The organism is Alteromonas sp. KS69 (assembly GCF_003989595.1).
Taxonomy (GTDB): Bacteria; Pseudomonadota; Gammaproteobacteria; order Enterobacterales; family Alteromonadaceae; genus Alteromonas; species Alteromonas naphthalenivorans.
Genome location: NZ_PYHU01000013.1, coordinates 76299 through 90753, shown reverse-complemented (window position 1 = coordinate 90753; position 14455 = coordinate 76299). Strand labels below are relative to the sequence as shown.

Here is a 14455-nt window from a genome sequence, read left to right as displayed (position 1 = left end):
CGTGTATTTGTTTGAAGGCTTAAAACAGAAAGTAATAAAGTACTTGCCTGCTGACCGAGTTCAGCTGGTACAAGAGGCGTTTGTGTTGGCTCAAGAAGCCCACGATGGACAAATGCGCTCAAGTGGCGACCCTTATATTACGCACCCTGTTGCTGTTGCCAGTATTCTTGCCGACATGCATTTAGACCATGAAACTCTCATGGCAGCTTTGCTACACGACGTGATTGAAGATACCCATTACAGCCAGGAAGATCTTGCTGAAGCTTTCGGTGAAACCGTTGCTGAGCTGGTGGAAGGGGTAAGTAAGCTAGATAAAATTGCTTTTAGCAGTAAGCAAGAAGCACAGGCTGAAAACTTCCGTAAAATGATGATGGCCATGGTGCAAGACATCCGGGTTATTCTGATTAAGCTAGCTGACCGTACCCACAATATGCGTACACTCGGTTCGCTTCGCCCTGACAAACGCCGTCGTATTGCTCTTGAAACCCTTGAAATTTATGCACCTATTGCCCATCGCTTAGGTATTCACGATATTAAAAATGAGCTAGAAGACTTAGGTTTTCTTGCCATGTACCCTATGCGCCATCGCGCACTGAAATCAGCGGTTCGCCAAGCACGCGGTAACCGTAAAGAAATTATTGAAAATATTCGTGAAGAACTTAGCACTCGCTTAACGGCTTATAAAATTGAGTCGGACGTGCTGGGCCGCGAAAAGCATCTGTACTCTATTTACCGCAAAATGCGTAACAAAGAACTCATGTTCAACGAAGTGATGGACATTTACGCGTTTCGTATTGTGGTCGATTCAGTCGATAATTGTTATCGCTCGTTAGGGGCTATGCATAGCTTGTATAAGCCAATTGAAAATCGCTTTAAAGATTACATTGCCATTCCCCGTACCAATGGCTATCAGTCGTTGCACACCTCGCTTATTGGCCCCCATGGTATTCCGGTAGAAATACAAATTCGTACCCAAGAAATGGATCAAATGGCAGATAAAGGGGTTGCCGCGCATTGGCTTTATAAAGAGCCTGGCGACAACGGCACTACTGCGCAACTCAGAGCGCGTAAGTGGATGCAGTCGTTACTTGAGCTTCAACAATCAGCCAGTTCATCCTTCGAATTTATTGAATCGGTTAAAACCGATTTATTCCCAGAAGAAATATACGTGTTTACCCCAGATGGCCGCATTATTGAGCTGCCCATGGGCGCTACGGCTGTAGACTTCGCCTACGCGGTGCATTCAGATATTGGTAACACCTGCGTTGGGGTTCGAGTAGAGCGTAGAAACTACAGCTTAAGTAAGCCACTACAAAATGGCCAAACCGTAGAGATTATTACCTCACCTAAAGCTAAGCCCAATGCTAATTGGCTGAACTTCGTAGTAAGTGCTCGCGCACGCACCCGCATTCGCCAATATTTGCGTAAACAGCATTCGCAAGAAGCAGTGAACATGGGTAATCGCTTACTGCGCCATGCATTAGGTGAAGTGAAGCTGGACGATATTCCAGAGGCCGATATTGAACGGGTAGTGGCTGAAACTAAGCATGACGACTTTGATTCTTTACTTATAGATATAGGCTTAGGTAACGAGCTAAGCGCTATTGTTGCCCGCCGATTGTTAGGTGAGAACACAGATTTACCAGAGAAAAAAGGTAACGTGGCTATCCGCGGTACCGAAGGATTATTGGTGCATTATGCCCGTTGTTGTCACCCTATCCCTGACGATGAAATTGTGGCGGTATTAAGCCCTGGCCGTGGTATGACGATTCACCAAATTGGTTGCAACAACATTCGCAAGCTTTCAAAAGAAGAGCCTCAGCGCGTATTACCAATGCGTTGGGACGATGAACCTCAAGGTGAATTTAAAGCCTCGCTGCGAATTGAACTGTTTAATCATCAGGGAACCCTTGCTACCCTAACGAACACAATTTCTGGTTGCGATTCCAATATTATTGGACTGCAAACAGAAGAAAAAGAGAGTAATATCTACTTTATCGACATCGAAATTACCACGCAAAATCGCGTACATTTGGCAAGAGTGATGAAAAAAATCCGCACCATGCCAGAGGTTCAGAAAGTGTCACGTCATAGTCAGTCCAGACACTAACTTTTTAAAAATTTTTAGGATCCATTATGTCTAAGTCTATTATTCAGACCGATAAGGCACCTGCCGCTATTGGTACTTACAGTCAAGCCGTTAAGGCTGGCACAACAGTATATCTTTCAGGCCAAATTCCTTTAGTGGCAGAGACCATGGAAATGGTTTCAGAAGACTTTGCTGAACAAGCGGTACAGGTTTTTGAAAACTTAAAAGCGGTGTGTGATGCCGCGGGTGGCACCACCAACGACTTGGTAAAAGTGAACATCTTTCTTATCGATTTAAGTCACTTTGCGACGGTAAATGAAATTATGAGCCGTTACTTTACCAAACCATATCCAGCCCGTGCTGCAGTGCAAGTGTCTGCATTGCCTAAAGGCGCACAAATTGAAATCGACGGCGTGATGGAATTGCCGGAGTAAGCCATGTCGCCAGAGCGCTACCTTCGCATTCGAAGTGCGTTGGCAAAAAGGCAAACTGACCTTACGGTTTGCCTTGAAAATGTACACAAACCCCACAATGTATCGGCGGTAGTCCGTACTTGTGATGCCATTGGCATTCACCGCGTGCATACCGTGTGGGAAGAGAAATATCAGTTTCGTGGCGACACCGCCATGGGCAGCCAGCAATGGGTTCGCCAAACTAATCACGACAGTTTAGGAAACGCTATAGGCGCACTGAAGCAGCAGGGTATGCAAGTGTTAGTCACTCATTTGTCTGATACTGCCGTGGGCTTTCGTGAGGTGGATTACACCAAACCTACCGCGATTATTTTTGGTCAAGAACGCTACGGCGCTACCGATGAAGCCATTGCTATGGCCGATCAAGATATCATCATTCCTATGGCGGGCATGGTGCAGTCGTTGAATGTGTCGGTTGCGGCAGCGTTAGTGCTTTATGAAGCACAGCGTCAGCGGGAACTAGCCGGCATGTACGATGTTGAACACTTACCCGAAGAAGAATGCCAAAAACTCTTGTTCGAAAGAGGTTACCCCAGACTGTGCGCTCTAAGTAAGACGAAAGGGGTTCCATATCCTGCGATTGACGACATTGGCCGCATTGATGCACCAGCAAGTTGGTGGAAGCAAATGCAGCTAACGCCTGAAGCGTTACACGCCCTATCTGACAATGACGAGGCAGTGACTACGCGCGCCTAGCCCAGCCAGACTCGTAGACCTGTCATACTGGCCTTAAACCGTACTCGCCAAGCTTCTCGCAATCTATTACACTTCGTTTCTAATAAATGATTGCTTTCATTACCCTAATGAAATCATACGCTTGTTTTAAGGAATGTCGGTCAAATGCAAACTCTTGCCACCACGCCCATCACCGCCCTAAAAGGGGTAGGCGCTAAAGTGGCCGAAAAGCTGGCTAAAATTGGCTTATTTACCTTACAAGACGTGCTGTTTCACTTGCCGCTGCGTTATGAAGACAGAACACGGGTTTACAGTGTGGCAGAGTGCCGTCCGTTTACTCATGTTAGTGTGCAGGGCGAAGTGAAAAGCGCCGACATCCAATACGGCAAAAAACGCATGTTAGTGGTGAAGCTAAGCGATGGTACAGGCACTATTACTTTACGCTTTTTTCACTTTGGCGCAGTGCAGCGCACGATGATGACACCGGGCAACCTAATACGATGTTTTGGTGAAGTTCGCACCGGTAAGTGGGGCATTGAAATGATGCACCCCGAATTCAAATTAATCGATGAAGACGCACCGCTAGAAGCAGAATCTTTAACGCCGGTTTACCCCACCACCGAAGGGGTAAAGCAACTCACCCTGCGAAATTTAACCGACCAAGCGCTTAAAATGTTAGATAAAGGCGCACTGGCCGACTTACTGCCTGAAGGTATGTACAGCGACCAGATAAGCCTAAACGAAGCATTGCATGCGGTACATCGGCCAGCCCCCGATACCGATGTGCATGAAATGGAAGAAGGACTCCATCCTGCTCAGTATCGATTAATTTTAGAAGAGCTTTTGTCACACCATTTAAGTGTATTAAAAGTTCGTAAGCTTTCAGATGCGCAGCCTGGTATTAGCATTAAGGTCGACAAGCCTCTTATTGAAAAAATGTTGGCCCAATTACCGTTTTCTCCCACAGGGGCACAGCAGCGGGTAGTGGCCGATATTCAGCAAGATATGCAACACCCCAGGCCCATGATGCGCTTAGTGCAAGGCGACGTAGGCTCAGGGAAAACCTTAGTGGCCGCTCTTGCGGCGCTATCTGCTATTGGGGCTGGGCATCAGGTTGCGCTTATGGCTCCCACCGAATTACTTGCCGAACAGCATGCGAACAACTTTCGAGAATGGTTTGCACCGCTGGGGATAGAGATTGGGTGGCTAGCCGGTAAGCTTAAAGGCAAAGCCCGCACCGAAGTGTTAGCGCGGCTTGAAAGTGGCGATGTGCAAATGTTGGTGGGTACCCACGCGATTTTTCAAGAAAGCGTGACATACCAACAACTCGCCTTGGTGATTGTGGATGAACAACACCGATTTGGTGTACATCAACGCCTTGCGCTTCGCGATAAAGGTGAACAACAAGGGCGATACCCTCACCAGTTAATTATGACAGCAACCCCTATACCTAGAACGCTGGCAATGACCGCCTATGCCGACCTAGACACATCGATTATTGATGAACTACCCCCAGGGCGAACTCCAGTAACCACGGTGGTGTTACCTGACTCACGTCGAGCCGATGTGATTGAGCGAGTTCGCACGGCGTGCAAAGCAAATGGCAGGCAAGCCTACTGGGTTTGTACCCTTATTGATGAGTCGGAAGTATTGGAATGCCAAGCGGCTGAAGATGCTGCGGTTATTCTTCGCACCGCATTACCTGAACTTAACGTAGGTTTAGTGCATGGACGCTTGAAGCCTGCTGAAAAACTACAAGTCATGGCCGATTTTAAAGCTGGTGAGCTCGATTTGTTAGTCGCCACCACGGTAATTGAAGTAGGGGTAGATGTTCCTAACGCTAGTATTATGATTATTGAGAACCCTGAACGGTTAGGGTTAGCCCAATTGCATCAGCTTCGAGGTCGAGTAGGGCGTGGCGCAGTAGAAAGCCAATGTGTACTCATGTACCAAAGCCCCTTATCTAAAACGGCAACTCAGCGATTAAGCGTACTGCGTGAGTCTAATGATGGGTTTTATATTGCGCAGCGAGACTTGGAAATTCGTGGCCCAGGGGAGTTTATGGGTACTCGTCAAACCGGCATGACAGAGCTTAAAATTGCTGATTTAGTGCGAGACGCCGCGCTTATTCCCAAAGTACAAGAAATTGCGTATACCTTATGGGAACAATATCCTTCCCACGCACAAGCGATTATCAACCGCTGGATAGGGCATAAGGAGCAATATGGCCATGCTTAGTACTCTGCCTCTAGTGATTGCTAGCACCGAAATTGATGCGAATTTTGAAAGCGACAAAGCCCTCGCCCTAACTATCAGTGGAAACTGGGGTTTTCCTATTGATGAAAAACCTGTTGAGGGTTTTTACTTGCAGGTTAACGACAATGTACTTGGGCTTGCAGATGCAAATGAAAAGAAAACCCTGCCTGTTGTGGTAGATTTTGCTTCTCCTGCCAGTTTATATCGCAAAGCCCATGGCGGTGGCAGAAAAGAACCTATCGTGAAAGCCATCGGGTTTAAAGGCAATACGCTCAAAAGTGCTGATTTTAAAAATACTGATCTTAAAAGTACAGGGCCATGGCATGTAGTAGACGCTACGCCGGGTTTAGGAAGAGATGCTTTTGTGTTGATAAGCGTAGGCTGCAAGGTCACTATGATTGAGCGTTCGCCAATTGTAGCGGCGTTGCTTGAAGATGGTATTCGACGTTTAAAAACTGCCTACCCAGAGCTTGCAGATCGATTAGCACTACAACATGGAAATAGTGGCGATGTAATGCAATACTGGAATGGTGAAAACGTAGATGCGATTTACTTAGACCCTATGTTTCCGCACAAAAAGAAATCAGCCTTGGTGAAGAAGGAAATGCGATTGTTTCAACAATTGCTTGGACACGACCCCGACGCCGACGCGTTACTCGCGCCTGCGTTGGCATTAGCGTCGTCTAGAGTAGTGGTAAAACGCCCTAATAGTGCAGAAGTGTTAGCGGGAAATAATCCATCAATGGCAATAGAAAGTAAAAAACATAGATTCGATGTGTATTTACGTCAAAAATCCTAGGAGAGCAGCATGATAGAAGTTGGTAGCACCTTGCCCGAGGTGGATTTCAGCCTTTTAGTAAACGGTGAGATGACAAACCCCGGCACTGCCGAGCTTTTTAACGACAAGCGTGTAGTAGTGTTTGCAGTGCCTGGCGCGTTTACGCCAACCTGTTCTCAAGCACATCTACCGGGCTATGTAGCATTGGCAGATAAAATTAAAGCTAAAGGCGTAGATACGGTTATTTGCTTATCGGTTAACGATGCGTTCGTGATGGACGCATGGGGAAAAGCGAATAACGCTGAAGAGATTATGATGCTGGCAGACGGCAACGGTCATTTCACTAAGCAAATTGGTTTAGACATGAATACCAGCGACTTTGGTGGCTTGCGCTCAATGCGTTACGCCATGTTAGTTGAAGACTGCGTAGTGAAAAAAATCAGTGTAGAAGATCCTGGTCGCTTTGAAGTCAGTGATGCCGAGAGCATGCTAAAAAGCTTGTAACAGCAAATTCAATACTAAGCACTAAACCTATTGAAAGGCCTGAGCATACTGTGACGTAATGCTCAGGCTTTTTTTTGATCGTAAAAATTACCACCCAAACCCAGTTAGCAAGCCTAAGTTTGTAAACGTCATAAAATTATAGATAGATTTTTACGATTGCCTAGCCTGAATAAAGTTGATCGCATAGTGTCGTTAAAATGTAATATAACTATGTCGCAAACAGCCAGTGAATAGCGGTTATACGATGAATTGCTAAACGCAACTTTCGGTGCAAACACCGTAGTTACTGACTTCAATGTCAATTTGGTAATGCGAAAGTATGTCATAATCATACGTCGAGTTACCTTTACTTAATTAATGATAATAAGTATCATTTGCATAATTAAAAGCGTACTAGGAAAAGTGATGACAACAACAATCAAGAAGCTAAGTGCCTCGGTATTAGTATTAGCAGTGACCTTATCATTGGGCACAAGCAGCGCCTTTGCAAATGGTGTAATCAGCGAACATGTAAACAATCTTCAAGCTCATATTGGTGAGTACACAGAAGAAGTGCACTGGTTAGAAGAAAAATTCGGCAGTGTTGTTGATGCGTACGAAAAAGACAGCAAAAACGTGGACACAGACGTGTTAATTGAATATTGGGAAGAAGTCGATTTTCATTCTGCGATTGAAACTCAGTACGTACCTGTTTATGCGTCTATATGGCAGGGTATCTATGGCATTAAAATGGGTATCGAAAACGGCAAATCTGTAGAAGACGTTCGCGCAGAGCAAACCAAACTTAATCAAGCCTTGTGGCAAGCGTTAGGCGCAGTTAAACTTGCGTCACAATATCAAAAGCAGGGTTTGGTTGCCAAAGTACAAACCACTGAAGTTGAACCAACCACCGCGCCTGAAGTTATTGACGATATTAAAAAGCGTTTAGATCGCGTAGTGGCTAAATCGGCAGAGCAACTGACTGAAGTTGCCACCACCTTGGTTCACGATACTTACTTACAACGCTTTGAAGGGGTAGAAGGGGCGCTAATTGAATTAGACGCCGACCTAGTTGAAGACTTAGAAAAAGACTTTAACGTAACCCTTCCACAAGCAATTACTGGCGGTAAAGGCGTAGAGGCGGTTCGTGGTGTAGTGGAAACTATGCAAACGAAATTAGATCGCGCTCGTTCCTTGTTAGTAGAAGCAGAAAAAAGTCGTAAAGACGTTTTCTAAGGAATAGTTTTTTCAAATGCAACGTAGAACATTTTTACAAGGTTTAGCCGCCGCAGGTGCGTTAGGTAGTTTACCTATCAGCAGTTTGAGCTTTGCCAACACCATTGCAAGTGTGTCGGTAGAATCCCTTCCTAAGTTGGAAGGTGATCTCACCCTTTATTTAGGGCGTGGCGAAGGTGGTTTGTATGAAAATGTGCTCGATGCCATTAAAAAACGTAATCCACAGCTTAACCTAAAAATTAGACGCGGCGCTTCAGCCGCGTTAGCCAATACCCTTGCTGCAGAAGCAAAAGCAGGGGTGAAGCGCGCCGATTTATTTTGGGCGGTAGATACCGGCAGTATTGGCATGGTAACCGATTCAGGTTTAGCGAAGCCGTTACCTACCGACTTAACCACGCAATTGAAAGACGGTTTCCAATATCCTAGCTGGACACCCGTTACCGGCCGTATTCGTACATTGCCGTATAACACAGAGCGGGTAACCCCCGATCAAATCCCAGATAGCGTAATGGCCTTAGCTGATAGTGATTTAGCGTTGGGTTGGGCTCCGGCTTATGCCTCATTCCAGTCATTCGTTACCGCTATGCGCATTTTAGAAGGTGAAAAGGCCACGGCCGATTGGCTTAAAGGCGTTAATAGCAAAGCGAAAAAATACGCAGGCGAACTTGGCGTAGTCATGGGCGTTGAACGGGGCGAAGTGGATATGGGCTTTGCTAACCATTACTACACGTTGCGCTTAAAAGCCGGTAAGCCAAACGCTAATGTTGCCCTTGCCTATACGCAAAACGATGCAGGCTGTTTAGTCAATGCTTCGGGTATTGTGGCATTAAGCGAAGGTGATTTACCTGTTAACTTTATCCGCTATTTACTGAGCCGCGAAGTACAAGGGTATTTGGCAAGCGAAGCGTACGAAATTCCGTTGGTACAAGGTGTTACACCGCCGCAAGGCTTACCTGCATTATCTGAAATATCGCCACCCGATATGGATCTCAGAAAACTAGCAGATTTACGCCCCACGCTTAACCTTATGCGAAAAGTCGGGGTGCTGTGAGCAACTGGCCAAAGTCGTACCCGCTGGCTCTAATTATCGCGTTAATGGCATTGTTGCCAGTAGGCGTTTTATTTTCGTTAGCATCAGATAGCGCAGAAATTTTCGACACCCACAACTTGCGCGTACTCGGCAACACCGTATCACTTATGGTGCTGACTATTATTGGCTCGGTACTTATAGGTGTGCCTCTAGCGCTCTTTACTGCTTACGTGCAAATGCCGTTCAAACGATTTTGGCTAATTCTTTTAGCTGCGCCCTTAGCCTTACCCAGCTATATCGGTGCGTTCGCCATGTACTTTTCTTTTGGCCGTGGCGGCGAAATAGAAAACGTATTAGGAATTACCACCCCCAGTATTGATGGTTTGTGGGGCTCGGCCTTGGTGATGTCGTTGTACACCTACCCCTTTGTGATGATGACCACACGGGCGTCGTTACTTAGCCTTGATGCCAGCCTAATCAATGCGGCCCGCACCCTTGGTGTATCTTTGTATAAAAGTTTGTGGCGCGTGGTATTACCTCGTGTAGCCACCAGTATTGCAGCCGGTGCTTTATTAGCCGCACTTTATGCACTGTCTGACTTTGGTACGCCTGCCATCATGGGATTAGACACCTTCACCCGCGTTATTTTTGTCGAATACAATGCCTTTGGCTTAAGCCAAGCTGCCATGCTGAGCTTGCAGTTAATGGTGATTGTAGGGTTGATCTTATTCATTGAAAGTCGTATTGGCGGCGCCAAAGAACGCCCCGGCAGGCATTTAAGTTTATGGCCAGCCCGTTGGCAACGTAACCTTATGTTATTAGCGGCAATGCCTATATTGTTGCTGGCTATTGTATTGCCTCTTGCGGTATTCACTCTGTGGCTAATACGGGAAGGTACCGGTGGGTTTGAATTTAGTTATGCGTGGAATTCGGCTTATGCGTCTTTCCTAGCTGCTATTGTGGCTGTTATTTTGGCTATACCCGTTGCCCACGCGGCTATTGCAGGCAAAGCTGGACGTTTAATGGAACGCATTACTTATTTTGGTTTTGGCGTACCTGGCATCGTGATGGGTACTGCATTGGTTTACGTTGGCCTTCAATTACCTTATTTGTATCAAACCTTGGGTTTATTGGTGATGGCGTATGTTCTACGCTTTATACCCCTTGCCGTAGGCAGTGTGCGTAGTACCGCAGAGAATTTAGATACCGGATTAGTGAAAGCAGCACGAGTGTTAGGGGCTAGCCCTCGCGAAGCATTTATGCGCATTACGTTGCCACTTACCTTAAGGGGCATGATAGCCGGTGCCGCTTTGGTGTTTTTAGAAGCCATGCGAGAATTACCTGCCACCCTAATGTTGGGGCCAACGGGGTTTGAAACCTTAGCCACCTACATGTGGCGTGTGTACGAAGCAGGTTACTTCGGCCGTGCTGCTGTACCGGGGTTATTGCTGGTATTGTTATCGGGCTTTGGATTAATATTAATGCTTTCTGGCGAACGCCGGGCCCAGTTTACCGTTTCCGAGGATGATCGTAGTTAATGCTTAAAGTGAGTGAGTTGTCAGTTAATTATGGTGCTACCCGTGTAGTGAATAAGCTCAACCTAGAATTAGGTTCAGACGAAATTCTCATGCTGGTGGGCCCAACAGGCTGCGGTAAAACCACTATCTTACAGGCATTAGCAGGCCTTATCCCTATTTCAGAAGGGCAAATGACCCTTGGCAACTGGACCGCCACGCCGAAGAAAACGGTGCCTCCTGAAAAACGCAATGTAGGCATGGTGTTTCAAGATTTCGCACTGTTCCCTCATTTGACCGTTCAGCAAAATGTTTGCTTCCGTTTAAAAGATACTAAGCTTGCCGATCATTGGCTAAAGCTTCTTGGCCTTGAAGATTTTCGTGATGCTAAGCCTGCTCGTTTATCGGGTGGTCAAAAGCAACGTGTTGCACTAGCCCGTACCTTGGCACACGGGCCGGCATTTGTTTTATTAGATGAACCCCTATCAAACCTAGACGCTGCCTTAAAAGACAGCCTTCGTTGGGAAATTCGCGATGCCCTTAAAGCTGCAGGCGTGCCTGCTATTTGGGTAACTCACGACCAAGAAGAAGCCTTAAGCGTAGGTGACAGGGTAGGGATATTAAATAAAGGCGTACTAGAGCAACTTGCAACCCCAGAAGCATGTTACTCAGAGCCCGCCAGCCGTTTTGTGGCTCGATTTATGGGTGAAGCTAGCTTTATTCCAGGTACCTTCGATAACGGCATCGTTACCACTGACATTGGCACTGTGCCTGGCACATCAGTAGATGGTGCTAACGGCAAGGTAGACTTGTTAGTGCGCCCTGACGATTTAAGTTTACGTGCAGACCATGAATGCCCCAATGGCACTGTAGATTGGGTACGTTACGAGGGGGAAAGCCGCCTTTATGCCGTAACCCTAGACAGCGGCAGCCAGTTAAAGGTACGTGTAAGCCACGAAAACGCCATGAAACCGGGTGCGCGAGCACACATGGCACTCATCACTACGCATCCTTTAGCGGTGTTTTCGCGAGCATAAACTTTCGCACTCGAAGACTAAAAACCCCTATCTACCAATACACTACACCAGTGGTTTAAAATTAAACTGCTGGCACACATTGTAGCCCCCCAGCATTTACGTATAATTCAGCTCGTTTTTGCCCTATGCCTTATTATTAGACAGTTAGGGTAATTAGAACGATATTCCAAGTCAGGTACAGCAATTAAAGGTGAGTAGTGTGAAACAGCGTGATGTAATTGTGATTGGTGCTGGTGCAGCAGGGCTGTTTTGTGCAGCGCAAGCCGGTGCCCGTGGGCGCAGTGTAGAAGTGCTCGATCACGCCAAAAAAGTAGGTCGTAAAATCCTTATGTCTGGAGGCGGACGCTGTAACTTCACCAATATGTACGCTGGCCCTGAAAACTTTCTATCGCAAAACCCACACTTTTGTAAGTCGGCATTAAGCCGCTACACCCAATGGGATTTTATTGGATTGGTAGCAGAGCACGGTATTGCCTATCACGAAAAAACACTCGGCCAGCTATTTTGCGACGACAGCGCGAAAGATATTGTAGAGCTCCTGCTAAAAGAGTGTGATAAAGCGGGGGTAACTATTACCACACGCTGCGACATTGTAAGCGTTGAAAAAACCGAATCAGGTTACACGCTTAACACTTCTTTGGGTGAATACCAATGTGAGTCACTCGTTATTGCCACCGGCGGCTTAAGCATGCCGAAGCTAGGCGCAACACCATTTGGTTACAAAGTGGCAGAGCAGTTCGGCTTAAATGTGCTACCCACTCGCGCAGCTCTAGTACCTTTCACCCTGCAAGATAAAGACAAAGACGTATTAGCCGAACTCAGCGGCATTGCCATAGACGTAAATGCACAATGCAACGACACCTCATTCCGTGAAGCTATGCTGTTTACACATCGCGGCCTAAGTGGCCCAGCCATGCTACAAATCTCAAGCTATTGGGAAGCTGGCGATGCGTTAAGTATTAATACGCTCCCAACTGAAGATGCGCAGGCGCTTATTAATACGGCGCGCACCGACACGCCAGATGCCCTACTGGCAACCTGTTTAAACAAAGTGTTCCCCAAACGCATGGTACAAAGCTTTATTGAATATCATCAATGGCGCAATGTACCGGTGAAGCAGCTGAGCCACAGCGAATGCGAGGCTATTGCTAACACGCTAGAAAACTGGCAAATAAAACCAAACGGCACCGAGGGTTACAGAACCGCCGAAGTTACTATTGGTGGTGTAAACACCAATGAGCTATCGTCTAAAACCATGATGGCTAAAAACGTAGAAGGCCTTTATTTTATAGGCGAAGTGGTAGATGTAACCGGTTGGTTAGGGGGCTTTAATTTCCAGTGGGCTTGGAGCAGCGGCTGGGCAGCCGGGCAGGTGGTGTAGTTGACAATGATTAGTCAGAGCAAGTAGATTAAATGGTTAGCTATGCGCTTGAGTCAAAGCAATAGTTTTTCAGGAAGAGGGTTTTGATATCGAAAATATTTTACTATTCCTCTGTCGATACATTATCTAACCTCAAGACAACAGGGACGGTCAAGAGCGATGAAAGACATGCAGTTCAGAAGGTTATTAGCAAAAAAATTTCATGAACATGTATCTGACGCCTATTGTTTATTGTACTTGCATTTAGAGATAGGGGGGTACTTTAGTCAGTATGCCAATGAGCTATCTAGTGATGAATATGGAGATTACTCAGTCTTTACCCCCACAGAGCGTTCAGACTTTTTAAACGAATCAGGTCTTATGTCCTCTTTTCGGAAAATTGAAGAAGGCGGGTTCAAGGAAATAAACAAGTACTTTGAAACAGCGAACCTACTATCAGTTTTCGTGTTGATGGATGAATTTTTGCATGAAAACTCCAGAAAGTCTCATGAGACCATTGACATTATTTACGACGATATTCGTCATACTGTTCACCTATTGCAAAGCGATATATCTCATAACGACTTTATAACGACAAGAAAACAACGAGACAACCCAATTAGGGTAATGCATTGGAATCATATTCTGACAAACTCTTTTAGCTTTGCATTTGATTTTAAAGCGTTACCAGAGTCAGCATGGACAAATTTTCATAGTAAAAATCGAGAAACACCCAAGATATGCGTATGTAGTTTTGAAAGTGCAGGTGTTGAGTTTGAAATTGACAGAGGTGAGACTGACGTAAGCTTTTTAGCTAAAGATATTCATCCAAGTGTAGATCGCTTTGCTGAAGCTGAGAAAGTCTTGCACTACGCCGTCGAAAATGATTGTGACATTGTTATATTTCCTGAGCTAACTATTCCCAATAATATAGTTGACGAGATAGCCTGCTGGTTAAATACCAATAGAAATAGAGAAAATTCAAAAGGTCATGGGATAAGCCTAGTGATCGCAGGAAGCTTCCACAAATATAACCGTAAGAAAGATGCGTATTTTAATACGTGTACTGCATTGGATCATACCGGCTCAATCGCTTTTACTCATGACAAGATGACTCGATTTACAGGTGACGAAAAGTATGGGGTAGAAAAAACTTCTACAGGGCGTTCCTTGGCAATTATTGAACTCCCATTTGGCAGAGGAGTTACCCTAATATGCAAAGACTTCTGTGACGACAACATGAGAATGCACGATTTTGCTCATCAATCTGGGGTAGATTATTTCTTCGTGCCCACAATGGGAGGTGAAAGCACTATGAAACTCCATGAAACGCGCGTTAAGGCAATCTACAGAATGGCTGGGCCCGTAGTGGCTTTAGTTAACCAAGAACTCGGTGATCCTACCGACAATGGGGCTAGTTCTATTTATCATGGCTTCTTGAGGGGGGAAATAGGAAAAAAAAGTACAATCTCTCGTCTTGGCTATGAATCTTTTGGTAAAGATGTTACGTAGTAAACATTGTAA

General features: G+C 45.9%; 12 protein-coding genes. All 12 read left to right on the top strand.

From position 1 onward, the window contains the following. Window position 1: 1 nt before the first annotated feature. The 12 genes from spoT (at window position 2) to C7Y69_RS10490 (ending at window position 14443) form a co-directional block, all read left to right on the top strand. On the top strand, window positions 2-2110 hold the full coding sequence (spoT, locus tag C7Y69_RS10545; protein WP_126872671.1) for a bifunctional GTP diphosphokinase/guanosine-3',5'-bis pyrophosphate 3'-pyrophosphohydrolase: 2109 nt from the start codon (window positions 2-4) through the stop codon (window positions 2108-2110). 26 nt (window positions 2111-2136) lie between these two features. Further along, window positions 2137-2523, top strand: a complete 387-nt coding sequence (locus tag C7Y69_RS10540) for a RidA family protein (protein ID WP_013786066.1) — start codon at window positions 2137-2139, stop codon at window positions 2521-2523. 3 nt (window positions 2524-2526) lie between these two features. Then, on the top strand, window positions 2527-3258 hold the full coding sequence (trmH, locus tag C7Y69_RS10535) for a tRNA (guanosine(18)-2'-O)-methyltransferase TrmH (RefSeq protein ID WP_126872670.1): 732 nt from the start codon (window positions 2527-2529) through the stop codon (window positions 3256-3258). A gap of 144 nt (window positions 3259-3402) precedes the next feature. Then, window positions 3403-5475, top strand: coding sequence for an ATP-dependent DNA helicase RecG (gene recG, locus C7Y69_RS10530; protein WP_126872669.1), 2073 nt, complete (start codon window positions 3403-3405; stop codon window positions 5473-5475). Beyond that, on the top strand, window positions 5468-6292 hold the full coding sequence (locus C7Y69_RS10525; protein WP_126872725.1) for a class I SAM-dependent methyltransferase: 825 nt from the start codon (window positions 5468-5470) through the stop codon (window positions 6290-6292). Before recG ends, C7Y69_RS10525 begins: the two co-directional genes overlap by 8 nt. 9 nt (window positions 6293-6301) lie before the next feature. Next, window positions 6302-6775, top strand: a complete 474-nt coding sequence (locus C7Y69_RS10520; RefSeq protein ID WP_013786062.1) for a peroxiredoxin — start codon at window positions 6302-6304, stop codon at window positions 6773-6775. A 405-nt stretch (window positions 6776-7180) separates the two neighbouring features. Continuing rightward, window positions 7181-7990, top strand: coding sequence for a hypothetical protein (locus C7Y69_RS10515; protein ID WP_013786061.1), 810 nt, complete (start codon window positions 7181-7183; stop codon window positions 7988-7990). Between the two features lie 16 nt (window positions 7991-8006). Further along, complete coding sequence (locus tag C7Y69_RS10510; RefSeq protein WP_126872668.1) at window positions 8007-9041, top strand: extracellular solute-binding protein; 1035 nt, start codon at window positions 8007-8009, stop codon at window positions 9039-9041. After that, a complete protein-coding gene (locus C7Y69_RS10505) occupies window positions 9038-10558 on the top strand; it encodes an ABC transporter permease (protein ID WP_013786059.1) in 1521 nt (506 codons plus the stop codon). Before C7Y69_RS10510 ends, C7Y69_RS10505 begins: the two co-directional genes overlap by 4 nt. Continuing rightward, on the top strand, window positions 10558-11571 hold the full coding sequence (locus tag C7Y69_RS10500; protein WP_013786058.1) for an ABC transporter ATP-binding protein: 1014 nt from the start codon (window positions 10558-10560) through the stop codon (window positions 11569-11571). The genes C7Y69_RS10505 and C7Y69_RS10500 overlap by 1 nt, the downstream gene beginning before the upstream one ends. Window positions 11572-11770: 199 nt before the next feature. After that, window positions 11771-12952 (top strand): NAD(P)/FAD-dependent oxidoreductase, encoded by a 1182-nt coding sequence (locus C7Y69_RS10495; protein ID WP_013786057.1) that lies wholly within the window; start codon window positions 11771-11773, stop codon window positions 12950-12952. Window positions 12953-13111: 159 nt separating this feature from the next. After that, a complete protein-coding gene (locus C7Y69_RS10490; RefSeq protein ID WP_013786056.1) occupies window positions 13112-14443 on the top strand; it encodes a nitrilase-related carbon-nitrogen hydrolase in 1332 nt (443 codons plus the stop codon). Window positions 14444-14455 lie beyond the last annotated feature (12 nt).